The 23,017-nt window shown below is 63.7% G+C and carries 24 protein-coding genes; 23 read left to right on the top strand and 1 reads right to left on the bottom strand.

What is annotated here, in order from left to right:
- The first annotated feature begins 16 nt into the window (after positions 1–16).
- The 16 genes from ENJ54_11125 to ENJ54_11050 all read left to right on the top strand — a co-directional run bounded on the left by ENJ54_11125 (position 17) and on the right by ENJ54_11050 (position 16,866).
- Positions 17–484: a hypothetical protein gene (locus tag ENJ54_11125; protein ID HFC10385.1), complete on the top strand. Its 468-nt coding sequence runs from the start codon at positions 17–19 to the stop codon at positions 482–484.
- Positions 481–2,304, top strand: a complete 1,824-nt coding sequence (locus ENJ54_11120; GenBank protein HFC10384.1) for a penicillin-binding protein 2 — start codon at positions 481–483, stop codon at positions 2,302–2,304. The genes ENJ54_11125 and ENJ54_11120 overlap by 4 nt, the downstream gene beginning before the upstream one ends.
- A 12-nt stretch (positions 2,305–2,316) precedes the next feature.
- Positions 2,317–3,738, top strand: a complete 1,422-nt coding sequence (locus ENJ54_11115) for a UDP-N-acetylmuramoyl-tripeptide--D-alanyl-D-alanine ligase (GenBank protein HFC10383.1) — start codon at positions 2,317–2,319, stop codon at positions 3,736–3,738.
- Complete coding sequence (locus tag ENJ54_11110; protein ID HFC10382.1) at positions 3,735–4,745, top strand: phospho-N-acetylmuramoyl-pentapeptide-transferase; 1,011 nt, start codon at positions 3,735–3,737, stop codon at positions 4,743–4,745. The genes ENJ54_11115 and ENJ54_11110 overlap by 4 nt, the downstream gene beginning before the upstream one ends.
- Complete coding sequence (gene murD / locus ENJ54_11105; GenBank protein ID HFC10381.1) at positions 4,735–6,183, top strand: UDP-N-acetylmuramoyl-L-alanine--D-glutamate ligase; 1,449 nt, start codon at positions 4,735–4,737, stop codon at positions 6,181–6,183. Before ENJ54_11110 ends, murD begins: the two co-directional genes overlap by 11 nt.
- Positions 6,165–7,418, top strand: a complete 1,254-nt coding sequence (locus tag ENJ54_11100; protein HFC10380.1) for a hypothetical protein — start codon at positions 6,165–6,167, stop codon at positions 7,416–7,418. Before murD ends, ENJ54_11100 begins: the two co-directional genes overlap by 19 nt.
- A complete protein-coding gene (gene murG, locus ENJ54_11095) occupies positions 7,330–8,436 on the top strand; it encodes an undecaprenyldiphospho-muramoylpentapeptide beta-N-acetylglucosaminyltransferase (protein HFC10379.1) in 1,107 nt (368 codons plus the stop codon). Before ENJ54_11100 ends, murG begins: the two co-directional genes overlap by 89 nt.
- The gene (locus tag ENJ54_11090; GenBank protein HFC10378.1) at positions 8,433–8,942 is read left to right on the top strand and encodes a hypothetical protein; all 510 of its coding nucleotides are present in this window, start codon (positions 8,433–8,435) and stop codon (positions 8,940–8,942) included. Before murG ends, ENJ54_11090 begins: the two co-directional genes overlap by 4 nt.
- Positions 8,939–10,315 carry a UDP-N-acetylmuramate--L-alanine ligase gene (gene murC / locus ENJ54_11085; GenBank protein HFC10377.1) on the top strand — a complete coding sequence of 459 codons (1,377 nt, stop codon included), beginning with the start codon at positions 8,939–8,941 and terminating at the stop codon, positions 10,313–10,315. Before ENJ54_11090 ends, murC begins: the two co-directional genes overlap by 4 nt.
- Positions 10,300–11,319 (top strand): UDP-N-acetylmuramate dehydrogenase, encoded by a 1,020-nt coding sequence (gene murB, locus ENJ54_11080; GenBank protein HFC10376.1) that lies wholly within the window; start codon positions 10,300–10,302, stop codon positions 11,317–11,319. The genes murC and murB overlap by 16 nt, the downstream gene beginning before the upstream one ends.
- Positions 11,316–12,410, top strand: a complete 1,095-nt coding sequence (locus ENJ54_11075; GenBank protein HFC10375.1) for a D-alanine--D-alanine ligase — start codon at positions 11,316–11,318, stop codon at positions 12,408–12,410. The genes murB and ENJ54_11075 overlap by 4 nt, the downstream gene beginning before the upstream one ends.
- Before the next feature lie 52 nt (positions 12,411–12,462).
- Entirely contained in the window at positions 12,463–13,428 is a 966-nt protein-coding gene (locus ENJ54_11070; protein HFC10374.1) for an FtsQ-type POTRA domain-containing protein, read from the top strand.
- A gap of 2 nt (positions 13,429–13,430) precedes the next feature.
- Positions 13,431–14,660 carry a cell division protein FtsA gene (gene ftsA / locus ENJ54_11065; protein ID HFC10373.1) on the top strand — a complete coding sequence of 410 codons (1,230 nt, stop codon included), beginning with the start codon at positions 13,431–13,433 and terminating at the stop codon, positions 14,658–14,660.
- A 44-nt stretch (positions 14,661–14,704) separates the two neighbouring features.
- Entirely contained in the window at positions 14,705–15,853 is a 1,149-nt protein-coding gene (ftsZ, locus tag ENJ54_11060) for a cell division protein FtsZ (protein HFC10372.1), read from the top strand.
- A 299-nt stretch (positions 15,854–16,152) separates the two neighbouring features.
- The gene (locus ENJ54_11055) at positions 16,153–16,506 is read left to right on the top strand and encodes a transcriptional regulator (protein HFC10371.1); all 354 of its coding nucleotides are present in this window, start codon (positions 16,153–16,155) and stop codon (positions 16,504–16,506) included.
- Between the two features lie 72 nt (positions 16,507–16,578).
- Complete coding sequence (locus ENJ54_11050) at positions 16,579–16,866, top strand: hypothetical protein (GenBank protein ID HFC10370.1); 288 nt, start codon at positions 16,579–16,581, stop codon at positions 16,864–16,866.
- A gap of 107 nt (positions 16,867–16,973) precedes the next feature.
- Here the strand turns inward: ENJ54_11050 and lexA are convergent, their stop codons facing one another.
- Complete coding sequence (lexA, locus tag ENJ54_11045) at positions 16,974–17,825, bottom strand: repressor LexA (GenBank protein ID HFC10369.1); 852 nt, start codon at positions 17,823–17,825, stop codon at positions 16,974–16,976.
- A gap of 122 nt (positions 17,826–17,947) precedes the next feature.
- On the opposite strand from lexA, the gene npdG reads away from it, so the two are divergent.
- The 7 genes from npdG (at position 17,948) to ENJ54_11010 (ending at position 22,822) form a co-directional block, all read left to right on the top strand.
- A complete protein-coding gene (gene npdG / locus ENJ54_11040; GenBank protein HFC10368.1) occupies positions 17,948–18,610 on the top strand; it encodes an NADPH-dependent F420 reductase in 663 nt (220 codons plus the stop codon).
- Positions 18,607–19,371 (top strand): coenzyme F420-0:L-glutamate ligase, encoded by a 765-nt coding sequence (gene cofE / locus ENJ54_11035; protein ID HFC10367.1) that lies wholly within the window; start codon positions 18,607–18,609, stop codon positions 19,369–19,371. Before npdG ends, cofE begins: the two co-directional genes overlap by 4 nt.
- 18 nt (positions 19,372–19,389) lie before the next feature.
- Positions 19,390–20,091 carry a hypothetical protein gene (locus ENJ54_11030; protein HFC10366.1) on the top strand — a complete coding sequence of 234 codons (702 nt, stop codon included), beginning with the start codon at positions 19,390–19,392 and terminating at the stop codon, positions 20,089–20,091.
- Between the two features lie 82 nt (positions 20,092–20,173).
- Positions 20,174–20,776 carry a nitroreductase family protein gene (locus ENJ54_11025; protein HFC10365.1) on the top strand — a complete coding sequence of 201 codons (603 nt, stop codon included), beginning with the start codon at positions 20,174–20,176 and terminating at the stop codon, positions 20,774–20,776.
- 13 nt (positions 20,777–20,789) lie between these two features.
- Positions 20,790–21,182, top strand: coding sequence for a hypothetical protein (locus ENJ54_11020; GenBank protein HFC10364.1), 393 nt, complete (start codon positions 20,790–20,792; stop codon positions 21,180–21,182).
- A 55-nt stretch (positions 21,183–21,237) separates the two neighbouring features.
- Positions 21,238–22,179, top strand: coding sequence for a 2-phospho-L-lactate transferase (locus tag ENJ54_11015; GenBank protein HFC10363.1), 942 nt, complete (start codon positions 21,238–21,240; stop codon positions 22,177–22,179).
- A 34-nt stretch (positions 22,180–22,213) separates the two neighbouring features.
- Positions 22,214–22,822, top strand: a complete 609-nt coding sequence (locus tag ENJ54_11010) for a hypothetical protein (protein HFC10362.1) — start codon at positions 22,214–22,216, stop codon at positions 22,820–22,822.
- Positions 22,823–23,017: the final 195 nt, after the last annotated feature.

Genomic DNA, 23,017 nt, shown 5'->3' with positions numbered 1-23,017 from the left:
TGCAAGGATGCCTGAGATGAGCAATCGCTTTCAGCGCGTGACACAGGCTTATCGAGAATTGCCCTGGCGGCGGCGGATGCGCTGGTTGTTGGGCAGTTTGGCCGCGGCCCTGGTGGTGGCGTTGGTGTTTGCCTTTGAGGTGCATCTTTCGGCCCAGGCCCTGATGCTGGACTATCGCTTGCGGGACTTGCAGCAGCAGACCTTGACAGAAGAGCAGGATATTGTGGTGCTGCAAACCCGCCTGGCCGAAATGCAATCGGTCGAAGTGCTGCTGCGGGCAGCGGAAGCCCAGGGCTACAAGCCGGTCAGCCCGGCGCAGGAACACTTTGTGCCGGTGCCGCCGAATGCCCTCCCTGAAACGGATGTGGCTGTGCCCCAGGCGGGATTGCAGCCGTTGACCGGTGAGCCGCCCTTGCCGGAAGCCTACACGATTTCGCTGATCCATTGGTTGAGCCGTTACCTGTTGTTGGAGCCGACCCCATGAGTGCCCCCACTGTGCCCGTTCCCCCCGATGCACCTCGCCATGAGGTGGCGTTGTGGCGCTATGCCATAGCCGCGGGCGGTGTGTTGGCCCTGGGGCTGGTGGTGGTGGCGCGCTTGATTATGCTGCAGACGGGCACCGAGCGCAACTGGCTGGCGCGCGAGGTGCGTGAAGGCTACGCGGAGAGGGTGCCGCTGCCGCGAGGGTTGATTTACGACCGCAACGGCCATTTGCTGGCTGGTGACCGCCCGGCTTATGAAGTGGATGTTCCTTTGGGTAAGGTGCCGGCCGAGGCGCTGCCCCAAATTGCCCACGACCTCGCCGACGTCTTGAACCTGGATGAGGGCGCACTGCTGCAGGCGCTGGTGAACAACAAGAACAAGAATGTGAAGGCGGTGCTGGTTTCCAACCGGGTGAGCGAGCAGCAAAAGGAGTTGCTGGAAGAGCGCGCCAGCAAGTGGAAGGTGCCGGGGCCGGATGGCAAGCCGGTGCCGTTGCGAGGGGCACTCACTTTTGTGCGGCGTCTGGTGCGTTATTACCCCGAAGGCGACTTGGCGGCCAATGTGTTGGGCTTCGTAGCCATCGGGTCGGGCGATGGCTATGGCGGTGTGGAACAGTATTACAACCAGTTGCTCAAGGGCGGCGTGGCCTTGGTGCATTATCCCTACGCCCCCTGGCATCAGGACAAGAAGCAGCAGCAGTCCGCACCCCAGCCGGTGGCGCTTTACCTTACCCTGGACCGCCCCTTGCAGCGGGCTGCCGAGGAAGAGGCCTGGCGGGCGGTGCAACACACCAAGGCCGATAGCGCCACCATTATCGTGGCCGACCCTTACAGCGGCGCTTTGCTGGCCATTGGGCAGTACCCGCGCCCCAATTTGAACGATTATCGCGCCATTCAAGAGCACTTGAAGAAATGGGACGCACTGGATTTTGCCGTGGAGCGCTCGTATGAGCCGGGCTCGGTGTTCAAAATCGTGACGATGGCTTCGGCTGTCGACGCTGGGAAGGTCACGCCCCAAACAGTGTTCCACGATGTGGGCACGTTTCAGGTGCCCGGCCGCACGGTGTGGAACTGGAACCGCGGAGCATGGGGCGACCAGTCCATGGTGGGCTGTTTGCAGCATTCCCTCAACACTTGCCTGGCATGGGTGGCCGTTGATCGGCTGAAGAAGCAGCCTTTTTACGATTACTTGCAGGCTTTTGGCTTTGGCCGCCCCACCGGCGTTGATTTGGGCGGTGAATTGCCTGGCTATTATCGCACCCCGGGGACCAAATATTGGTCGCATTCGGACTGGGCTTCTCAGGCTTTCGGCCAGGCCATTGACGTCACCCCTATGCAAATGATTGCTGCGGCTTCGGCCATTGCCAACGGCGGTTACCTGGTGACGCCCCATGTTTTGCGATATGAGGTGGTCAACGGCCGGGCTTATCCTTACCATCCCGACCCGCCGCCGCAGGTCATTTCGGCCGAGGCTTCCCGCACCATGCGCCAGATGCTGACCCAATCATTGAAGGGCGAATCTTCGGCGGCGCTGGTGGAGGGTTACAGCGTGGCCGGCAAGACCGGCACGGCAGAGATTTCCATCCAGGGCGAAGGTTACATTACCCGGGCGACCAATGCCTCTTTTGTGGGATGGTTCCCTGCCGACAAACCGCAGTATGTGATTTACGTCTGGCTGGAGCGGCCCAAGACCAGTATTTGGGCTTCTGTGGTGGCGGCTCCGGTCTTCGCCAACATGGTGCAGCGTGTGGCTGCTATCGAGCGGGTGCCGCCTGACCGTGTCCGCAAGCAACTCAGCGCCGCCGAGGCGCAACAACCCTGAGGCCAAAAAGCGATGCTGACCTTAGCCGATGTCGTCGAAGCCCTGACGGGCGTGCGTCCCCCCGGCGGGCAGGAAGTCGTCACCGAAACGGTGGTGGATTCCCGCCAGGCCATTCCGGGGGCGATGTTCGTCGCTTTGCCCGGTGAGAAGCGCGATGGGCATGAGTTCGTCGCCGATGCCTTTGGCCGCGGCGCGACGCTGGCTCTGGTTTCTCGCCCGGTGGCGGGCTGCGCCTTGCTGGATGTGCGCGGCGGCTTCCCTGAAAAGGCGTGGCGGGGCTTCCGCACGCCGGGCTGCCTGCAGGTGGAAGACACCCTGCTGGCTTTGCAAACGGTGGCGCGTTTTTGGCGACGCAAGATGGCGCATGTGCGCGTGGTGGGCATTACCGGCAGCGTGGGCAAGTCGACCACCAAGGAACTCACCGCCCAGGTGCTCAGCCGCCGCTATCGCACCTTGAAAAATATCGGCAACTTCAACAACGAAATTGGCCTGCCGCTCACTTTGCTGCGGCTTACCGAGGGGTACGAGCGGGCAGTGCTGGAAATGGGCTTTTATGTGCCCGGCGACATTGCCTTGTTGTGTGACATCGCCCAGCCGCAAATCGGTGTGGTGACGAACATCGGCCTGGTGCACGCCGAGCGGGCCGGTTCGCAGGAAACCATTGCTCGGGGCAAGGCCGAACTGGTGGAAGCCCTGCCGCCTGCGCCCGACGGCGTGGCTGTACTCAATTACGACGACCCGCTAGTGCGGGCGATGGCCGAGAAAACGCAGGCGCGGGTGTTCTTTTATGGGCTTTCCCGCCAGGCCGATTTGTGGGCCGATGAGATTGAGGGCCTGGGGCTGGATGGCATCCGCCTGCGGTTGCATTACCGGGGTGAGACACTCACCGTCAAGGTGCCGCTCTTAGGGCGGCATTCGGCCCACACGGTGTTGCGTGCGGCCGCGGTGGGGCTGCTGGAAGGTCTGACCTGGGGCGACATTGTGTCTGGCCTGCGGATGGGGCATACCCAGTTGCGGCTGGTGGCGGTGCGCTCTGAGAATGGCGCGCTGCTGCTCGATGACACTTACAACGCCTCGCCGCAATCGACGCTGGCGGCGCTCAACCTGCTGGCCGATTTGCCCGGCCGCCGGGTGGCTGTGCTGGGCGACATGCTGGAACTTGGCCCCTACGAGCAGGAAAGCCACCGCAAAGTAGGGCTGCGGGCGGCTGAGGTGGTTTCGCTGCTGGTCACGGTGGGCCAGCGCGCCCACATCATCGCCCGGGCTGCGCGGGAAGCCGGTTTGCCGCCTTCCCGCGTGCTGGAAACCGAGACCGCCGAAGAGGCTATTGCGCTCTTGCGGAAGGTGCTGCGCCCCGACGACGTGGTGCTGGTCAAAGGCTCGCGTGGGGTGCAGATGGACCGCATTGTGGGGGCGCTGGAGGCGGCAGAATGATTACCAGCCCTGCCCCTACCACGCTCGCCCTCAGCCTCGCGGCCTTGAGTTTCGTGTTGACCGTGATTTGGGGCGACCCCCTGCTGCAGATTTTGCGGCACTTCAAGGTGGGCAAAATCATCCGCCTGGAAGGCCCGCAACGGCACTTTTCCAAGTTGGGCACGCCGACCATGGGCGGCGTGATGATCGTGCTGCCGGTCACTTTCATCATCCTGCTGCTGAACGCGGGCTGGATTTTGGGCGCGACCTATTCGGGGCGCTCGGTGCTGCTGCCGCTGGCGGTGCTGTTGGGGTTTGCCGCCATTGGGGCGGTGGACGATTGGGCCGGGCTGCGCGGCCGCAAAGGTGAAGGGCTGCGGGCGCGCACCAAATTTGGTTTGCAAACCCTGCTGGCGCTGGGCGCGGCTTTTGGTTTGCAGCATTACCTTCAGGTGCCCGAGTTGCTGATTCCTGGCGTTTTGCACCCCCTCACGCTGGGGTGGCTTTACATTCCACTGGCGACTTTCGTGATTGTGGCTTCCAGCAACGCCATCAACCTCACCGATGGCCTCGACGGCCTGGCCGGGCTGATTGCGGCCACTGCCTTTGCGGCTTACGGCGGCATTGCGCTCATGCAGGGCCAAATTTATCTGGCGCGCTTTGCCTTTACGCTGGTAGGCAGCATTTTCGGCTTCCTGTGGTTCAACGTTCACCCCGCGCAGCTCTTCATGGGCGATACCGGTTCGCTTTCCCTCGGCGCGGCCCTGGGCGTGGTGGCGTTGATGACCGGCCAGTGGCTGTTGCTGCCCCTGATTGCCATCGTGCCGGTGGCCGAGGCGCTCAGCGTGATTTTGCAGGTGGGTTATTTCAAACTCACCGGCGGGCGGCGATTGTTCAAGATGTCGCCCTTGCACCACCATTTTGAACTGCTGGGCTGGAGTGAGACCCAGGTAGTGCAGCGTTTCTGGCTGATCAGTTTGCTGGCTGCCATGATTGGCGTGGCGATTGCGGTGGGCTATGGCAAATAAATATGCAGGGCGTCGGGTGTTGATCATTGGTGCAGGGCGGCAGGGCACGGCGCTGGCCCGCTACCTGGCGCGCCACGGTGCGGGGGTGGTGCTCAACGACCGCCGCTCGCCCGCAGCCCTTCGCACGGCCCGCGAGCAACTGGCCGATTTGCCCGTCCGCTGGGTGACGGGAGGCCACCCCCTGGAGGCGCTGGACGGCGTGGATCTGGTTTGCCCTTCGGGTGGGGTGCCGCTGAGCCTGCCGCTGGTGCAGGAAGCCGTGCAGCGCGGCATCCCGCTGAGCAACGAAGCGCAGATTTTCATGGAGGTCGCGCCCTGCCCGGTGGTGGGCATTACCGGCTCGGCGGGAAAGACCACCACGACCACGCTGGTGGGGCGGATGGCCGGGGCGGCAGCGGAGGCGGTGCGCGGCGCTTCGTATAGCCAATTAAATGGGGCGGCGCGTGCCGCTGTTGCAGGGCTGCCCAGGCGCTGGCGCATGGTATGGGTGGGCGGCAACATCGGCAACCCGCTCATCGCCGATGTGGACGAGATGACTGCCGACGACCTCGCGGTGATGGAACTTTCCAGTTTCCAGTTAGAGTTGATGCACACCGCCCCGCACGTTGCCGCGGTGCTCAACATCACGCCCAACCACCTCGACCGCCACGGCACCATGGAAGCCTACACCGCGGCCAAAGCCCGCATTCTGACCTTCCAAACGCCGGCCGACACCGCGGTGTTGGGCTGGGAAGATGCCGGGGCCTGGGGGCTGCGCCCGCAGGTGCAGGGACGGTTGCTGGCTTTTGGGTTTGCCCCGCCCCCCGATGGGGTGGATGGCGTGTTCCTCGACGGCGATGCCCTGGCCCTGCGGGAAGGCGGCGCCGTGTGCCCGCTGTTCGCTCGCGAGGTCATTCGCCTGCGCGGCGAGCACAATGTGCGTAATGTGTTGGCCGCGAGCGCGGTAGCGGCCGCGTTGGGGCTTTCCGCTGCACACATGCGGGCAGGGGTCGAGGGCTTCGCTGGCGTGCCCCACCGGCTGGAACTGGTGCGGGTGCTCGATGGCGTGGCGTGGTACAACGATTCCATCGCTACCGCGCCGGAACGAGCCATGGCCGCCATTCGGTCGTTTGACGAGCCGATTGTGCTGCTGGCAGGCGGGCGTGACAAAAAACTGCCCTGGGATGCGTGGGCTGCGCTGGTGCGCCAGCGGGTGCGGGCACTGGTGGTTTTTGGCGAGGCTGCCGACCTGATTTTGGAGGCGCTCTCCCAGGCCGAGGGGCCGTTGCCCGAAACCGTGTTGCGCTGTGGTTCGCTGGAAGACGCGGTGCGGGCAGCCTATCATGCCTCCCAGCCGGGCGACGTGGTGTTGCTTTCCCCCGGCGGCACCAGTTTCGACGAGTTCCGCGATTTTGCCGAGCGCGGTGAGAGGTTTAGAGCATGGGTCAACGCACTGTGAAACGCCGCAACGGCACATGGCAGCCGGTTTGGCTTCAAGGCACCGATGGCTGGTTGGTGCTGGCGGTCATCTTGCTGCTGCTGTGGGGCCTGCTGATGGTCTATTCCACCAGCCCCACGTTTCAGTGGTTCTTTGGCAGCCGCCAGCCCAATGGCAGCGTGGATGTGATGCGGCTGGTGCGCCGGCAGACCATGTTCGTCTTTTTGGGGTTGGGGCTGATGGTCTTCCTGGCGGCAGTGGACTACCGCCGCTGGCAGCGGTTGGCTCCGTTGGCCTTGTTTGGCGTGTGGGGCGCCTTGGTGATTGTGTTGGCGCTGAAGCATCTCGGCGGCGGCACGGGGCGTTTCCTCAGCGGCGGCTCGGTGCAGCCTTCGGAACTGGCCAAGGTCGCCACGGTGTTTTACCTGGCTGTGTGGCTTTCCCGCCGTGAGGGACGGCTTTCGTCCCGCGAATATGGCCTGTATCCGCTGGGCTTCCTGCTGGGTGTGACCGGTGGTTTGGTATTGCTGGAGCCCGACCTCAGCGCCGCCATCACCATCGTGGCGATTGGCATGCTGATGTTTTTCCTGGCGGGGGGGGGCTGGCGACAGTTGGCGTTAGTGGGTGGCGCGGCGTTGCTCGGTGGCGCGCTGGTGCTGCTGGTTTATCCCCGCGGCATGCACCGCCTGCAGGAATATATCGCCGGCTTGCAGGACCCCACCCATGCAGCCGAACAGATTCGGATGGCGATTTCGGCGGCGGCACGCGGCGGCTGGTTTGGCGTGGGGCCGGGGCAGTCGCAGGTCAAGGTCAGCGGCCTTCCCTTGCCGCACAGCGATAGCGTGTTTGCGGTGGTGGCCGAGGAATACGGTGTGGTGGGCAGCACTTTTATGGTGTTGTTGTTCGCCGTCATTGTGTGGCGGGGCATGCGCATCGCGTTGGAAGCCCCCGACACTTACGGGCGGCTGCTGGCTTCCGGCCTCGCGCTCTGGCTGGGGCTGGAGGCTTTTGGCAACATGAGCATGATGCTGAACATCTTGCCGCTGGCAGGGAACGCTTTGCCGTTCATCAGTTATGGCGGCTCCAGCCTGATGAGCGCGTTGATGGCGGTTGGGCTGATTTTGAGTGTCGGGCGGGCGTCGGCCCGTGAACACCTGAAAACGAGGAGTGATACCGGTGCGGTTGTTGATTTGCGCCGGGGGCACCGGCGGCGGCGTGTATCCCGCGCTGTCGGTGCTTCAGGCACTGGGCGATAGGGCCGAAGCGGTGCTGTGGGTGGGCGGCCAGGGCGGCATGGAAGCCGACCTGGTTCAGCGCGCCGGGGTGCCGTTCCGTGCCGTGCCCGCTGCCGGGGTGCACGGGGTGGGCTTGCGGCGGTTGCCGGGCAATACCTGGCAGTTGCTGCGCGGCTACCGGGAAGCCCGCCGCGTGCTGCGCGATTTCCGCCCCGATGTGCTCTTCTTCACCGGCGGTTATGTGGCCGTGCCGGTGGGGCTGGCAGGACGGCGCATTCCCACCGTGCTCTATGTGCCCGACATCGAGCCGGGGCTGGCGCTCAAAACCCTGGCCCGTTTGGCCGACCGCATTGCCTTGACCGCCCCTGCTGCGCAGGCGTTCTTCCCGCGGCATCGCGGCCTGGTGGTGACGGGCTACCCCGTGCGGGCCGACCTGTTGCGCTGGTCGCGGCAAGAGGCCCGCGAGCATTTTGGCTTGCCCGCCGATGCGCCGGTGCTGCTGGTGTTTGGCGGCAGCAAAGGGGCGCGTTCCATCAACCGGGCTTTGCTGGGCGGCCTGGAAGCCCTGCTGCCGCAGATGCACATTTTGCACCTTACCGGCCGCCTGGATTGGGAAGAGGTCGCGGCAGCCCGAGAGGCGCTTCCCGAGTCTCTGCGGCGCCGTTACCTGGCCTTCCCTTATCTGCACGAGGCGATGGGGGCGGCGCTCGCCGCTGCCGATTTGGTGGTTTCCCGCGCGGGGGCATCGGTATTGGGCGAATTCCCGCTGTTTGGCCTGCCTGCCGTGCTGGTGCCTTACCCCTACGCCTGGCGCTACCAGCAGGTCAACGCCGCTTATCTGGCCGACCGCGGCGCAGCCCGCATTTTGCCCGATGAGCACCTGGCCGAGCGTTTGGTGCCAGTGGTGCAGGAACTGATGGCCGATGAGGCTGCCCGTGCCCAAATGACCGAAGCCATGCGCGCCTTGGCCCGCCCCGATGCTGCTCGCCGCATCGCTGCGGTGCTGCTGGAAACCGCGGGCGAGGAGGTGCCCCAATGATGACGCTGGCAGTTTTCCTTTTGCTGAGCGTGGCCCTTTTTTCGGTGGGCGGCTTGCTGCGGGGCTGGTACAAGGAGTTCCTCGCCACGGTGGGCGCGGTGGTCGGCGTGTTGGTCATTACGCTGCTTGAAAAGTATGTGCCCCTGATGGGCTCACTGCCGCCCAAGACGCTGTTCCTCACCCGCGCCGGTATTTTCGGCCTGGCGACGTTTTTTGGCTACCAAACCCCGCGCTGGAGCACGGCCAAGCGGGATCTGGGCGGCTTGCAAAACGCCTTTTTGGGCATGTTGCTGGGCGCGCTGAATGGTTATCTCGTCATTGGGATGTTGTGGCATTACCTGGACGCGGCGGGCTACCCCTGGCCGTCGCTTGTCCAGCCGCCGCCGGCCAATGATCCCTTGAGCCAGATGGTGCTTTCTTACCTGCCGAACACCTTTTTGGGCGTGCCTGGCATTTACATTGTGAGTGCGTTGCTGTTTGTCTTCGTCATTGTGGTGCTTGTATGAACCAGAGCCAAGGTGGACGGGTACATTTCGTGGGTATTGGCGGCACAGGCCTTTCGGCCATTGCCCGGGTGCTGGCCGAGCGGGGCTGGGAAGTCAGCGGCTCTGACCGGCAGGCTTCGCCGCGCACCGCGATGCTGTGCGCGCTGGGGGTGGCTGTGACCATCGGCCATGCGCCGGAGGCTGCCCGCGGCGCTGAGGTGGTGGTGCGTTCCTCGGCGGTGCCCGACGACGACGCCGACGTCCGCGCGGCCCGGCAGGCCGGGGTGCCGGTGCTCAAGCGGCGCGAGTTTTTGCCACGCCTCACCGCGGGGTATCGCGTGCTGGCCGTGGCGGGTTCCCACGGCAAGACCACCACCACGGCCATGCTGGCGTGGGTGCTCACGGCTTTGGGGCACGACCCCACTTTCATCATCGGCTCGGAAGCCCGCAACCTGGAAACCAATGCCCATGCGGGTCGCGGCGATTTCTTCGTCATCGAAGCCGACGAATACGACCACATGTTTCTCGGCCTGACGCCTTACGCGGCCATTGTGACCAACATTGAACACGATCACCCCGATATGTTCCCCACGGCCGAGGATTTTTACGAAGCGTTTCGCCGTTTTGCCCGCCAGGTGCGGGAAGACGGCTTCCTGCTGGCCTGCGCCGACCATGCAGGCAGCCGCCGCCTGGCTGCCGACCACGAAGGCACGGCGTTGACTTATGGCTTGCAAAGCGACGATGCCGATTATCAGGCGGTGGATGTGCGCCTGAACGCGCGCGGTGGTTACGATTTTGCCTTCCTGCCGACTGCCGGCGCGCCGGTGCCGGTTTCCCTCGCTGTGCCGGGGCGGCACAATGTCGCCAATGCGCTGGCGGTGCTGGCTGTGGTGCACCGTTTGGGTTTGGATGTCCCCGCTGCTGTGAAAGCGCTGGCCGGGTTTCGCAGCACGGGCCGGCGCTTTGAGGTGGTTGGTGAGGCGGGTGGGGTGGTTTTCGTGGACGATTATGCCCACCACCCCACCGAAATTCGGGCGACCTTAGCCGCGGCGCGAGAGCGTTTCCCCGGCCATGCGGTTTGGGCTGTGTGGCAGCCGCACACTTACAGCCGCACGCTCACTTTGTTGCCCCAGTTTGCCGGGGCCTTTGACGACGCCGATGCGGTGGTGGTGACCGATGTGTTCGCGGCCCGGGAGGCCCCGCCGGAGGGCTTCGACCCCCGCGAGGTGGCAGCGGCTTTGCAGCATCCGCAGGTGCATTTTGCCGCCACGTTAGAGGCCGCGGCCGAGGTTTTGCTGGCGCAAGTTCAGCCTCCGGCGGTAGTGGTGGTGCTTTCCGCTGGCGATGCCCCCGCAGTGACCCGCTGGGCGCTGGAAGGATGGCAGAAACGATGACCGATACCGCTTTGTACGACCGCTTGCAGCAACTTTTCGGCGACCGTGTGCAGCGGGACGCACCCCTGGCCCCCTACACCTCGGCGCGCGTCGGCGGCCCGGCCGATGTGCTCATCACGGTGCGCAGCGCGCGGGAACTGGCGTTGGTGGTGCGGCGGCTGTGGGCCTGGGAAGCCCCTTTCTGGGTGCTGGGCGGCGGTTCCAATGTGCTCGTGGCCGACGAAGGCGTGCGCGGCGTGGTGGTGCTCAACCGGGCCCGCAAGTTGGCTTTCACCCCAGAGGCCGAGCCGCCGACCGTTTGGGCGGAATCGGGCGCGAATTTTGGCGGCCTGGCACGGCGAGCGGCGGCTTTGGGGTTGGCCGGGCTGGAGTGGGCCGCGGGCATTCCGGGCACGGTGGGCGGCGCGGTGGTGGGCAATGCCGGCGCACACGGCGGTGAAGTGGCCGCCACGCTGGAAATGGCTGAAATCTTGCATCGGGAAAAAGGGCGCGCCTTTTACCCGCCCGCCGCTTTGGAGTTTGACTACCGCCATAGCGTGCTCAAGGCCGCAGGCAGCGACGCGGTGGTGCTGAGCGCCACCTTCCGCCTGCGTCGCGAGTTGCCGGAAGCCATTCAGGACCGCATGCAGACTTACAAAGCCCATCGGGAGCGCACCCAGCCCCCTGGCGCGAGCATGGGCTCGATGTTCAAGAACCCGCCGGGCGATTACGCCGGCCGGCTGATCGACGCGGCGGGCCTCAAAGGCACGACCGTAGGTGATGCGGAAATCAGTACCCTGCATGCCAATTTCTTCGTCAACAAGGGCAACGCCAAAGCCCAGGAAATTTGGGCGCTGATGTATCTGGCCCGCACGACCGTGGCGCGCAAGTTTGGCGTTTGGTTGGAGCCGGAGATTCGACTGGTGGGTGCCTGGCCGCAGGAGGCCCTCGCGGCGCTCTACGAGCCGCAAGAACTGCCCCCCGACGAACCTCTGCCCCGCTTTTCCGAGGAAGGTGCCGCATGAGCCAGAAAATTCACCTTGTGGTGCTTTTTGGTGGCCGCTCAGGCGAGCACGAAGTCTCGCTGATGTCGGCGCGTTCGGTGCTTGAGGCGCTCAAGCCGGAACGCTATGAAATCATTCCCGTTGGCGTGACCAAAGAAGGGCGCTGGCTGGCTTCGCCCGACGCTTTGGAAGCCTTTACTTCCGGGCGGCTGGAGGGACTGACGCCGGTCACGTTGTTGCCTGACCCTTCTCGCCCCGGCCTCTGGCAGTGGGAAGGTGAGGTGCTGAAGCCTTACGCGCCGGTGGATGTGGTCTTCCCGGTGTTGCACGGCACGTTCGGCGAAGACGGCACGCTTCAAGGGCTGCTGGAACTGGCCGATGTGGCCTACGTGGGGGCGGGCGTGGTCGGCTCGGCAGTAGGCATGGATAAGGGCGTGTTCAAAGACGTCATGCGCGCCCACGGCCTGCCTCTGGCGGAATATGTGGTGCTTTCCCGTCGCGAGGTGGAAGAGGACGCCGAGGCTGCTGCCGACCGCTGCGAGGCGCTGGCCCCTTACCCGCTGTTCGTCAAACCGGCCAACCTGGGGTCGTCGGTGGGCATTACCAAGGCACACAATCGGGCGGAACTGCTGGCCGGGCTGCGGCTGGCGGCGCGCTATGACCGCCGCCTGGTGGTCGAGCGCGGGCTGGATGCTCGCGAAATCGAGGTGGCGGTGCTGGGTAACGCCGAGCCCAGGGCTTCGTTGCCTGGCGAGGTTGTCCCCGGCGAGGAATTTTATTCATACGAAGCGAAATACGAAGACGAGACCTCGCAGTTGTTCATTCCAGCCCCTTTGAGTGCCGGGCAGACGGCCAGGGTGCGGGAACTGGCCGTGGCCGTTTATCAGGCGATTGACTGTGCCGGCATGGCGCGAGTGGATTTCCTGCTGGAACGAACGAGCGGCGTGTTTTACATCAACGAAGTCAACACCCTGCCGGGCTTCACCCAAATCAGCATGTACCCCAAGTTGTGGGAAGCCACGGGCTTGCCTTATTCGGATTTGCTGGATGAACTGGTGGCGCTGGCGCAGGAGCGCAAGCGCGAGCGCGACCGCACCCGCTGGGAACGCTGATCCTGTCATACTGAAGCGCTCACTGGCACACCGGAACTGGAGCACTTTACTCATGCCTCGCAAAAAGCAAGACACCCTCACACGAGCCGAGCGCGTCCGCCGCAGGCGGGGGAACACCCGCCCGCAGCCTCGCCGCGCGAAAACGGTGGCTGCCCATGCGCATGCCGCGAGCGGCACGCCGGTGGTGGTGAGTCGGTATGGCGTGTTGAGCGGTACGGCCGTGCCGGCTTCGGGGCGTGTGCGGCGGCAGGTGCGGGTGTCGCGCGGGCGCAACACCGAGGTGGTGGCGGCGATGCCGGCGCTTTCCTTGGGATGGCGCTGGGCCTCGCTGGCATTGAGCGTTTTTCTCATTGTCTTGATCGCCGCTTTATGGTATGCTCCCGTTTTCCGGGTTGATGCGCCGGAAGTGCGCGGCCTGCAATATCTCGGTGCCGACCAGGTGGCTTCCCGCCTGGGGGTGGTGGGGCGGCCGGTTTTTGGCATCAACCCTGCCCTGGTGGCCGAGCAGGTGGAGGCGCTTCCCGCGGTGGCCCATGCCGAGGTGCGCGTCGCGCTGCCCAACCGGGTGGTGGTGACGGTGCAAGAGCGCCAGCCGGTGCTGGTGTGGCATGCCGGCCACAAAACCTGGTGGGTTGACGCCCAGGGCCTGGCTTTTGCCCCGCCGGTGGCCGAGGCACCGCCGCAGGCGTTGCAGGTGCGGGCAGGTACTTTGCCCGCGGAAGCCGCCGATTTGCGCCCCGGCGAGATGCAGTTGCTTTCCCCTGCTCAGGTGGAAGCCCTGCAAACGCTGGCCCGTTACCTGCCTCAGGGCACCCCGTTGGTGTATAGCCCTCGCTATGGCATTGGCTGGCAGGCCCCTGAGGGCTGGCGTGTGTTCGTGGGGCAACAACTGACGCACATGGAACAGCGCATGGTGTTGTATGAGGCCATTGCCCGCTGGTTGAAAGCGCGACATATTCATCCGGCGCTGGTCGATGTGGCCTCGTTCCGTGCGCCGTATTACCGAATGGAGCCGTAGCCGTGGAAGAACCCATCCTGGTGGGCATCGATGTTGGTACGACGAAAGTCTGCACCCTGGTGGCGCGTCCTGAGGCCGATGGGCGGATGCGCATTTTAGGGGTGGGGCTGGAGCCTTCCCGCGGGCTGAACAAAGGCATGGTCGTGGATATGACCGAAGCCTCACGAGCCATTGCCCGCTCGGTGGAAAAGGCCTCGCGCGCCGCGGGGATGGAGATTGCCGCCGCGCTGGTAAGCCTGGCGGGGTCGCACGTGTCTGGCGAAATCAGCCGAGGGGTGGTAGGTGTTTCCGGCGGCGTGGTCGATGCCGGAGATATTCAGCGCGCTGTGGAAGCCGCGCGCGCGCTTGCCGTGCCCCACGATCGCGAGATCGTGCACATCATCCAGCGGGCTTTCCGGCTCGATGACCAGGAAAGCGTGCGCGAGCCTTTGGGAATGCACGGCTATCGGCTGGAGGCTGAAGTGCACATCATCACCGCTTCCAAGGCCTCGGTTGCCAACCTGCGGGAATGCGTGCAGCAGGCTGGGGTGGAGGTTTCCCATTTCGTGCTCAACCCGCTGGCTTCGGCCGAGGCGGTGTTGACCGAGACCGAGCGCGAAATGGGGGTGGCGGTGTGCGACATCGGCGGCGGCACCACCGACCTGGCGGTGTATATCGGCGGCGATGTGTGGCATACGGCAGTGCTGCCCGTGGGCGGCAACCATGTCACCCGCGACCTGGGTTATTTGTTCCACCTGCCGCTGGAGCGTGCTGAGGAAATCAAGGTGCGCCACGGCCACAGCGACCCCCAGGCGGTTTCCGCCGAAGAGGTGATTACCGTGCGGTCGTTTGCCGACCATGAAGCGGTGCAGGTCAACCGGCGCGAGATGGCTGAGGTCATCGAAGCGCGCGTCCGGGAAATGTTAGAGATGGTGCGCCACGAGTTGCATCGCTCGGGCTATGATGGCCTGTTGCCTGCCGGGGTGGTTTTCACCGGCGGCAGCACGCTGCTCAAAGGCTTTGAGGCCGTGGCGCGTGAAGAACTGGGCTTGCCGGTGCGTGTGGCGAAGGCCGAAAAGGTGTTTGGCATGGTCGACCGCATTCGCAGCCCGGCTTTTGCCACCAGTGTGGGCTTGTTGTATTGGGCGCAATTGCTGCAAACGGCGGCTTTCGTGCCCGAAGCCCCGCGGCGCCGCGATGGTGTGGATTCCTGGGAAAAGGTGAAGGCGTTTTTGCGTTCCCTTTTGCCGTAAGTTCGAGGCTTGTTTTCGCCCCACAGTTTGTTGAGGAGGTTTGTATGTTGCAAAATGCTGGTTCCCCCCTGGAAGGTGAATCCTTCGCCCGCATCAAAGTGGTGGGCGTGGGCGGTGGCGGCGGCAATGCCGTCAACCGGATGATCGAGGAAAGCGTTCAGGGCATTGAGTTTGTTGCCGTGAACACCGATGCCCAGGCGTTGCTGCTTTCCAAAGCCGGCACGCGGGTGCACATTGGCGAGAAAGTCACCCGCGGCCTGGGCGCAGGCGGCGACCCCGAGGTTGGCCGTAAGGCGGCTGAAGAATCGCAAGAGGAACTGTATCAGGTGCTGGATGGCGCCGATATGGTCTTCATCACCGCGGGCATGGGCGGCGGCACGGGGACGGGTGCGGCCCCGGTGGTGGCAAAAATTGCCCGCGACGTCGGCGCACTCACCATCGGCGTGGTGACCAAACCGTTTTCCTTCGAGGGTTCGCGCCGCATGAAGGCTGCTGAGGCGGGCATTACCAACCTCAAGGAAAACGTCGATACCCTCATCGTGATTCCTAACGACCGCTTGTTGCAAATTGTGGATAAGAAAGCCGGTTTGCAGGAAGCCTTCAAGGTGGCCGATGACGTCTTGCGCCAGGGCATTCAGGGTATTTCGGAACTTATTACCGTGCCCGGCTTGATTAACCTGGATTTCGCGGACGTGAAGACCGTGATGTCGGAAGGCGGCGCGGCCCTGATGGCTGTGGGTGAGGCCGAGGGCGAAGACCGTGCCCGGCTGGCTGCTGAAGAGGCCATTTCCAGCAAACTGCTGGATATTACGATTGACGGCGCTCGCGGCATTCTGTTCAACATCACCGGCGGCACGGACCTGACGCTCTTCGAGGTCAACCAGGCGGCGGCCATTATCAAGGAAGCCGCGCATCCTGATGTCAACCTCATCTTTGGCGCGGTGATTGACCCCAACATGGACGACAAAGTGCGCGTCACGGTGATTGCCACGGGTTTTGATTACACGGGCATGTCGCGGCATTTGCGCCGGGCTCGGCCAGCCACGGCCGACCGCGCGATGCATTCCTCCGCGGCCGGCGTGCCCCAGCCTCGGCCCCAGCCGGCCGAATTTGCGCCGCGGACCTTCGACACCGACGACCTCGATATTCCGACCTTTGTGCGGAAACGCTTGAAGCAATCGCAGCGCCGGTAGACACAAGCGACGTTTGGTGAACTTCGGCACCGACCGCGGCGGTGCGGCGTGGGCGCGCCGCATTTCGCCGTTGGCCCTCCTCCCGACGCGGACGCGTGGGCGGGCATGAATGCACGCCTGGCGTGCGTCGCGGCGGTGCCCGTGGGGCGTATCCGAGGGGCTGTCTGCAAAGACAGCCCCTCGGCGCGCGCATGGGCGGCACAGGTTTTTGACCAATTTCTTTTCAAACCCTTGACAACGCCTTAATTTGGGGGTATATTCGCAATGACGAATTTCGTGAAAGCGAATAAGGAGCGCGCATGTTGCACAGCGACGAAGCCGCGGCCCGCGCGGCGCAACTGGCTTATGCTCTGGCGCATCCGGTACGGCTGCAGATTCTTGCAGCCCTGGCGGAGCGCGATGCCTATGTCATGGATTTGACGGCGGCGTTGGGGCGGCGGCAGGCCAATATCTCGCAGCACCTCGCGGTGTTGCGAGAGGCCGGGCTGGTGGTGGCTGAGCGGGAAGGTATGACGGTGCGTTACCGTCTGCGCAATGCACAGGTGCTGCAATTGCTGAGCCTGTTGGAAGACCTCAGCGCCCCGTTGCCGCTCACCGCCGTGGGCCGCCGACGCCGTTGCCGCCGTGGCCATGGCCGCGGCCGTATGCCGTAGCAGCAAAAAAATTTTTTTGCGTAACTTTATTCGCTTTTGGAAATATCCTAACCCTTTTACAGGAGGTGCAAAATGTTTGGACGTCGTTTTCGGAAAGCCTGGCGCGGAGGTGGGTATGGCCGTGGCGGTTGCTATGGCCCCGGCTATGCGCGGGCAGACTGGCGCATGGGGGCCACCCCGGGAGACTGGGATGCTGAAGGCTGGTGGGGCGGCCCGCCGCCCTGGGCGCGCCGCTGGGGCGTAGACGTGCCTCCCACCGAGCGTAAGGCCTGGCTCGAACAGGCTAAAACCCACCTGCAAAGCCGCCTCGACGAGATCGAGAAGGAATTGCAGAGCCTCACGACCTCTGACGAGGCCTGAGGGATGCTCTGGGAAGGAGGACATGTTGCGAGTCGCGAAGCATGTCTCTCGAAGCAACAGCCCTGCCATCGACGGCAGGGCTGTTGTGTTTTGAAAGGTGAGGTGGCTCACGTCCCTTTGCCGCGCGGCTTGCGGATGCTGCCGTCGGTGGGGCGGATGACCAGCACAACTTTGCCCATGATATCCACCTGCGCCGGATCGTCGATTTCGATGGGCTGCATGGTGGGGTTGGCCGGTTTGAGGATGATTTTTTCCAGCCGCTCTTGCCGCGCATCGTACACTGGCTGGTATTTCTTGAGCGTGCTTTCGTTGGTGTGTTTCAGCCACACCGCGACCATCTCTCCGGGTGCGGCTTCTTTGGTTTCCTTGAGCACCACGATGTCGCCGTCACCGATGAGCGCGTCGATCATCGAATTCCCGCTGACTTCCAGCGCATACAGCCCTTCGGTGTTGCGCGGCAGGAATGCCTGCGGGATCTCGATGGTGTCGTCGGCGGTGTAGCCTTCGGGGAAGGCGGGGATAGGCTCGCTGGCGACGATGCGGCCTGCCAGAGGGAGCGAGACCACCCGCGACGCGGGCGTGACCGGCAGGCTGCGCCCCATTTCGCGAGGCTTGCGGGGTTCTTTGCGCGAGGACCGGGCGCGCCCTTGCGCTGCCAGCGCTGCCCAATCGGCTGAGGCCGCGGTCGCGTCCACGTCGCGCGGCTGGGCGAGCCGGGGGTGCAGGCGAATGTTGCGCGCCTTCCGCTTGTCGGTGGCTTCCCGCACGATGAATTTCAGCCGCTCCAGCCGCCGCAGATGATAATCGACCACCGACGTCGAAGATGCCCCTACCGCCTGTTGAATTTCTCGCACCGTGGGGGGCAGGCCTTGCTCGTCGAGCCATTGGTAAATGGTCTCGAGAATTTTCTGGTCCAGTTCGTCAAGGGTGTTCTTGGGTTTCCGTGGTGACATACACATCCCCTTTCATGGGAAAAGGCGAAAACCGGCTACCGTAATATTATCAGAACACCCGTTCTTTGTCAAGGAGCGCCATTTGCGGTAAACTTGAGAGACAAGATTCTTGCGAGGAGCGGTGACGGATGACAGTTTTGGCGGTCATTGGCGGGACGGGCAAGGAAGGGCGTGGTTTGGCATATCGTTGGGCGAAAGCGGGGCATACGGTGTATATCGGTTCCCGTACCCCTGCCAAAGCGGCACGCATGGCTGAGACCATTCGCGCCCGCTTGGGCAACCCTCAGGCGCCGGTGTGGGGCGTGGGCAACCGGGAAGCCGCGCAACGCGCCGAGGTGGTGGTGCTGGCTGTGCCTTACAGCGCCCACAGGGCAACGCTGGAAGCCATCCGCGAGGTGGTGCAGGGCAAAGTGGTTGTGGATGTGGCTGTGCCGCTGAAGCCGCCGAAGGTGACGAAAGCCTGGTTCCCGCCCGCGGGCAGCGCCGCGTTGGAGGCGCAGGAAATCCTTGGCCCCGATGTCGCGGTGGTGGATGCATTCCAGAACATTGCCCATGCCGTGTTGTGGGAAGACGCACCCATCGAGGCCGAGGTGCTGGTGGCGGGTAAGGGGAAGGCCAACCGCCGCCGGGTGATGGCGCTGGTGGAAGACGCCGGCTTGCGCGCCTGGGATGCCGGGCCACTGGAAAACACGCCGGTGGTGGAAGGGTTGACCAGCGTGCTGATTTACATGAACAAGGCCCTGGGCACGCGTCATGTGGGCATCCGTATTGTAGGTGGGGAGGAGGAATGACCATGCCGCCATTGACCTTGACGCCTTTGCCGGGCGTGCCTTTTGTGCGGCGAGGCGATGATTTGGCCGCGCTGATTTTGCGCGGTTTGCGCCGGGCGCGCATCGCGTTGCAAGATGGAGATGTGCTCGTGGTGGCGCAAAAGGTGGTTTCGCGGGCCGAGGGGCGGCTGGTGGACCTGCGCGCCCTTACCCCTTCTGACGAAGCCCTTTCTCTGGCTGCCCGGGTGGAAAAGGACCCTCGTCTGGTAGAATTGATTTTGCGGGAAAGCAACGCCGTGTTGCGTGCTGTGCCAGGGGTGCTGATTGTGGAGCATAAGCGCGGTTTTGTGTGCGCCAACGCAGGCATCGATCATTCCAATGTTTGCGGCGATGATGAGTGTGTGCTGCTGTTGCCCGAAGACCCTGACCGCTCGGCTGCCGAGTTGCGTCAGCGCCTCGAAGAGGCCAGCGGCACGCGCCTGGGCGTGATCATCAACGATTCCCACGGGCGGGCGTGGCGGCTGGGCACGGTGGGGGCCGCGATTGGCCTCAGCGGTGTGCCCGCACTGGTCGATTTGCGCGGGCGTCACGACCTGGTGGGGCGCGAATTGCTTGCCACGCAGGTAGGCGCGGCCGACGAACTGGCGGCTGCGGCTTCCCTTGTGATGGGGCAGGCCGATGAGGGCACGCCGGTGGTGCATGTGCGCGGCTTCCCGTACCCCTTGCGCGAATCGAGCCTGCGGGAACTCATCCGCCCGAAAGAGAGAGACCTGTTCCGCTAAGAGGTGACCATGCAACCCATGATGGGACGCTGTTTCCTGTGCGGGAAGACACTGCCCCAAGAGGCGATGGCCGAGCACTTGCGGGCGTGTCGGCCACAGCCCGACGGTGAGCAGCCCCTTTTCCTGTTTCACGTGCGCGACGCTTATTTCCCCAAAACTTTCTGGCTGTTTCTGGAAATGCCGCAAGCGGCCTCGCTGGCGGCGCTGGATGAGGCGCTGCGGCAGGTGTGGGTGGATTGCTGCGGCCATGCCAGCCAGTTTATTATCGATGGCGTGACTTATGGCTGCCGCCCGAAGGCTACCCCTGTGGATTTGGTGCTGGATGAGCAAGCGCACGTCGCACCGATGGACAAGCCTTTGAGCGCGCTGCTGACCGTGGGGCAAGAGATCGATTACGCTTACGACGAGGTCTGGCCGACAGAACTGAAAGTGCGCCTGCTGGCGGCTTACCCTGGCCCGCTGCCAGAAAGGGAAGCCCGCTTTTTGGCGCGCAACTACAAGCCGCCGCGTGTGTGCCACATCTGCAGCCGCCCGGCCGATTGGCTGTTTACCAATGCCTGGCCGCTGGAGCCTTATTGCGATACACACGCTCGCGCCCATGCCGATTGGGAAAAGCCCGATGCCTTCTTGCCTTATGTGAACTCACCGCGAGTGGGCCTGTGCGTGTATCGTGGCCCCTCCGAGGAAGCCATGCGCTTTGAGGTCGCCCCGCCCGAATAAGGCTTTCCCCTCGCCGTTCTGCACCTTGCCTCCTGCACCTTGCATCTTGCATCTTGCCTCCTGCACCCTGCCTCCTGCACCCATGACCCTTTCCCCCGACGAAATCCATGCATTCCTGCGTTCCCGCCGCAGCGTGCGCCGCTTTTTGCCCGAGCCGGTGCCCGATGGGGTCGTGCAGCGCATTCTGGAGACCGCGGTCTATGCCCCTTCGGCGCATAATTTGCAGCCGTGGCAGTTTGTGTTGCTGCGGGAAGCCGGCCCCAAGCGTCGGCTGGCCGAGGCGCTGACGGCGCAAATGGCTGCCGATATGCGCGCTCACGGTGCTGACGAAGCCGCTATTGCGGCGCGAGTGGCCCGTTCGCGCCGGCGCTTGAACGAAGCGCCCCTGGTGGTGGTGCTCAATTTAGACAACAGCGTGCGGCGCGATCCAGACGATGCGTGGGAACACCACATGCTGGTGCAGTCAGTAGCGATGGTGGGCTTGCAAATGTTGCTGGCAGCCCACGCCGAAGGGCTGGGAGGCGTGTGGATATGCTGGCCGCTTTATGCCCAGGAAGCCACGCGCGCGGCGCTGCACCTGCCGCCGACGTGGGAGCCGCAAGGCATGTTGTTTTTGGGCTATCCGGCGGAGGCCCCTGCCCCGCCGCCGCGCCGCCCGCTTCAACCCCTAACCCCTAACCCCTAACCTAATTCTTGTTATGCCTTCCTTTCGCGAAGCCTTTCGCCTGCTTTGGCGCTATGGTTGGCAGGAAGCCCCTGACCGCCGTAAAGTGGTGCGGTTCATAGGCCTTTACGTTGCCGTGGGTGGCGGCGCCTTGCTGGCAGGCGGCGCGGTGCTGCTCATTGTGTTGGGTGTGTTACGGGCTTTGTTCCTTTCTGCGCCGCTTTACCCTCCGTTGAACGACGCCTTGCACCGCCTGGGCTGGCCTGCACGTGGCGTCGGCTGGGAAGCCGAGCCCAGCCTCTGGCGGCGGATCCACACAGCGTTGTGGGTTGTGCTCAGCATGAGCGCGATGGCCGTGGGTGTGTTCTATCTGTGGCGTTATGGCTTCTGCGCTCAAAACCTGATTTGCCGCTTCTTCACCCCCTAACCTCCTAACCCCTTAACTCCCTAATTCCTAATTCTTCATTTTCCGGAGCCCTTCCATGTCCATCGTCGTCCTTGCTGGCGGTGTGGGCGGCGCAAAATTTGCCCACGGCGTGATGCAGGCCCTGCCCAATCCCGCGGATTTGACCGTGGTTGTCAACGTAGGCGATGATTTCGAGCACTTTGGCCTCAAAATCTGCCCCGATTTAGACACGGTGTGCTACACCCTGGCCGAACTGGAAAACCCCGCCACAGGCTGGGGGCGGCAGGGGGAATCGTGGCGGGTGATGGAGGCGGTGGCTGCCTTGGACGGGCCAGACTGGTTCCGCCTGGGTGATTTGGATTTGGCAACCCACCTTGAGCGCACCCGCCGCCTGCGTGCGGGGGAACCTCTGAGCGCGATCACCGCGGCTTTCTGCCGCGCGTGGGGTGTGCCTGCCCGTGTGTTGCCGGTCAGTGATCATCCGATTCCCACCGTGGTGCTCACCGACGAAGGCGAAATGGCCTTTCAGGAATATTTCGTGCATCGCCGCTGGCAGCCGCGGGTGCGCGGTTTCCGCTTTGCGGGGGTGGTGCAGGCGCGCCCGGCTCCTGGCGTGTTGGATGCGCTTCGTATAGCCAGCGCAGTGCTGCTGGCGCCTTCCAACCCCTTTGTGAGCATTGACCCCATTCTGGCGGTGCCCGGCGTGCGGGCAGCCCTGGCTGGCAAGCCGGTGGTGGCGGTTTCCCCCATTGTGGGTGGGAAGGCGGTCAAAGGCCCCGCGGCAAAGATGTTCCGGGAACTGGGCGTCGAGCCTTCCGCCCCTGCCGTGGCCGAGCACTATCGTGGGGTGGTTTCCCATTTTGTGCTCGATACTACCGATGCTGCCCAGGCTGCTGCGGTGCGTCGGCATGTGCCTCGCGTCTTGGTAACGGATACCCTGATGACTTCTCCCGAAAAGCGGCGGCGGTTGGCTGAGAAAGTGCTGGCGTGGCTTCGTGATGAACATGATACAATTTAGGAGCAAAATCAAGACAACATAGCACGTTGGGAGTATGTCCGTTATGGCTATTGAGAGCATTTTGCGCGACCTGATTACCCTCACGGGCTTTTCGAAAGAAGATGCCCTGATATTGCGAGAGACGGCTGACGTCACTTTGCCGTGGGTTGATGAACTCGCGCAGGCTTTTTATGATTTGCTGTTTTCGTATGAACCTACGGCCAAAGTCTTTCGGGAAGGCGAAAGGCCGGCGCGAGAGCGCTCTTTGAAGGCCTGGTATGCAGATGTGGTGCAGGGCAACTTTACCGAAGATTTTTGGCGCCAGCAATGGGTGGTTGGCTTGATCCATATTGCCCGTCAGGTCAGCAACCCGTATATGCTGGGCATGACCAGCCGGGTGCAGCAGCTTTTTTTGCATAAGTGTCTGGAGACGTTTGAGGTAGACCAGGCCGAGCGCGTTTACGGGGCATTCAAGCGGGCGACCGATGTCATTGCTGGTTTGGTCACGGAAGGGTATTTCCAGAACTACATGCTGGCAATGGAACGGGTGGCAGGCTTCCGCAAAGGGTTGATTGTGCGGATGTTGGATTTGGAAATCCGCCGGATGTTGGAAGAAGCAGGCGTGCAATTGAGTGTGGACGATTGGACAACGGCCGAAGCGTAAATGGCTGCTTTTCCCCTGGTCGAGCGTGCTTGTGTGCGCCCTTATGCCCGGCGCCGCCGTGACGACAAGGCGACCTTCTACGCTCCTCTTAATGAAGGCATGGTATGCTATGGAGCCTTCGTGCAGGAAGGCGCTCGCGGGTCATCCTGAAGCCCTGCGAAAAGACCTCGCTTAGCGATCTTAGCCATCGCGAGC

The organism is Chloroflexota bacterium, assembly GCA_011322445.1.
GTDB lineage: Bacteria > Chloroflexota > Anaerolineae > Anaerolineales > DRMV01 > DRMV01.
The sequence above is the reverse complement of the archived record's forward strand: the minus strand, read 5'-3'. Positions and strand labels throughout refer to the sequence as shown.

Bases quoted from the DNA above. Each gene is read 5' to 3' on its own strand.
- ENJ54_11125 (HFC10385.1), top strand. From the start codon at position 17: ATGAGCAATCGCTTTCAGCGCGTGACACAGGCTTATCGAGAATTGCCC.
- ENJ54_11120 (HFC10384.1), top strand. From the start codon at position 481: ATGAGTGCCCCCACTGTGCCCGTTCCCCCCGATGCACCTCGCCATGAG.
- ENJ54_11115 (HFC10383.1), top strand. From the start codon at position 2,317: ATGCTGACCTTAGCCGATGTCGTCGAAGCCCTGACGGGCGTGCGTCCC.
- ENJ54_11110 (HFC10382.1), top strand. From the start codon at position 3,735: ATGATTACCAGCCCTGCCCCTACCACGCTCGCCCTCAGCCTCGCGGCC.
- murD (HFC10381.1), top strand. From the start codon at position 4,735: ATGGCAAATAAATATGCAGGGCGTCGGGTGTTGATCATTGGTGCAGGG.
- ENJ54_11100 (HFC10380.1), top strand. From the start codon at position 6,165: ATGGGTCAACGCACTGTGAAACGCCGCAACGGCACATGGCAGCCGGTT.
- ENJ54_11090 (HFC10378.1), top strand. From the start codon at position 8,433: ATGATGACGCTGGCAGTTTTCCTTTTGCTGAGCGTGGCCCTTTTTTCG.
- murC (HFC10377.1), top strand. From the start codon at position 8,939: ATGAACCAGAGCCAAGGTGGACGGGTACATTTCGTGGGTATTGGCGGC.
- murB (HFC10376.1), top strand. From the start codon at position 10,300: ATGGCAGAAACGATGACCGATACCGCTTTGTACGACCGCTTGCAGCAA.
- ENJ54_11075 (HFC10375.1), top strand. From the start codon at position 11,316: ATGAGCCAGAAAATTCACCTTGTGGTGCTTTTTGGTGGCCGCTCAGGC.
- ENJ54_11070 (HFC10374.1), top strand. From the start codon at position 12,463: ATGCCTCGCAAAAAGCAAGACACCCTCACACGAGCCGAGCGCGTCCGC.
- ftsZ (HFC10372.1), top strand. From the start codon at position 14,705: ATGTTGCAAAATGCTGGTTCCCCCCTGGAAGGTGAATCCTTCGCCCGC.
- ENJ54_11055 (HFC10371.1), top strand. From the start codon at position 16,153: ATGTTGCACAGCGACGAAGCCGCGGCCCGCGCGGCGCAACTGGCTTAT.
- ENJ54_11050 (HFC10370.1), top strand. From the start codon at position 16,579: ATGTTTGGACGTCGTTTTCGGAAAGCCTGGCGCGGAGGTGGGTATGGC.
- lexA (HFC10369.1), bottom strand. From the start codon at position 17,825: ATGTGTATGTCACCACGGAAACCCAAGAACACCCTTGACGAACTGGAC.
- npdG (HFC10368.1), top strand. From the start codon at position 17,948: ATGACAGTTTTGGCGGTCATTGGCGGGACGGGCAAGGAAGGGCGTGGT.
- cofE (HFC10367.1), top strand. From the start codon at position 18,607: ATGACCATGCCGCCATTGACCTTGACGCCTTTGCCGGGCGTGCCTTTT.
- ENJ54_11030 (HFC10366.1), top strand. From the start codon at position 19,390: ATGATGGGACGCTGTTTCCTGTGCGGGAAGACACTGCCCCAAGAGGCG.
- ENJ54_11025 (HFC10365.1), top strand. From the start codon at position 20,174: ATGACCCTTTCCCCCGACGAAATCCATGCATTCCTGCGTTCCCGCCGC.
- ENJ54_11020 (HFC10364.1), top strand. From the start codon at position 20,790: ATGCCTTCCTTTCGCGAAGCCTTTCGCCTGCTTTGGCGCTATGGTTGG.
- ENJ54_11015 (HFC10363.1), top strand. From the start codon at position 21,238: ATGTCCATCGTCGTCCTTGCTGGCGGTGTGGGCGGCGCAAAATTTGCC.
- ENJ54_11010 (HFC10362.1), top strand. From the start codon at position 22,214: ATGTCCGTTATGGCTATTGAGAGCATTTTGCGCGACCTGATTACCCTC.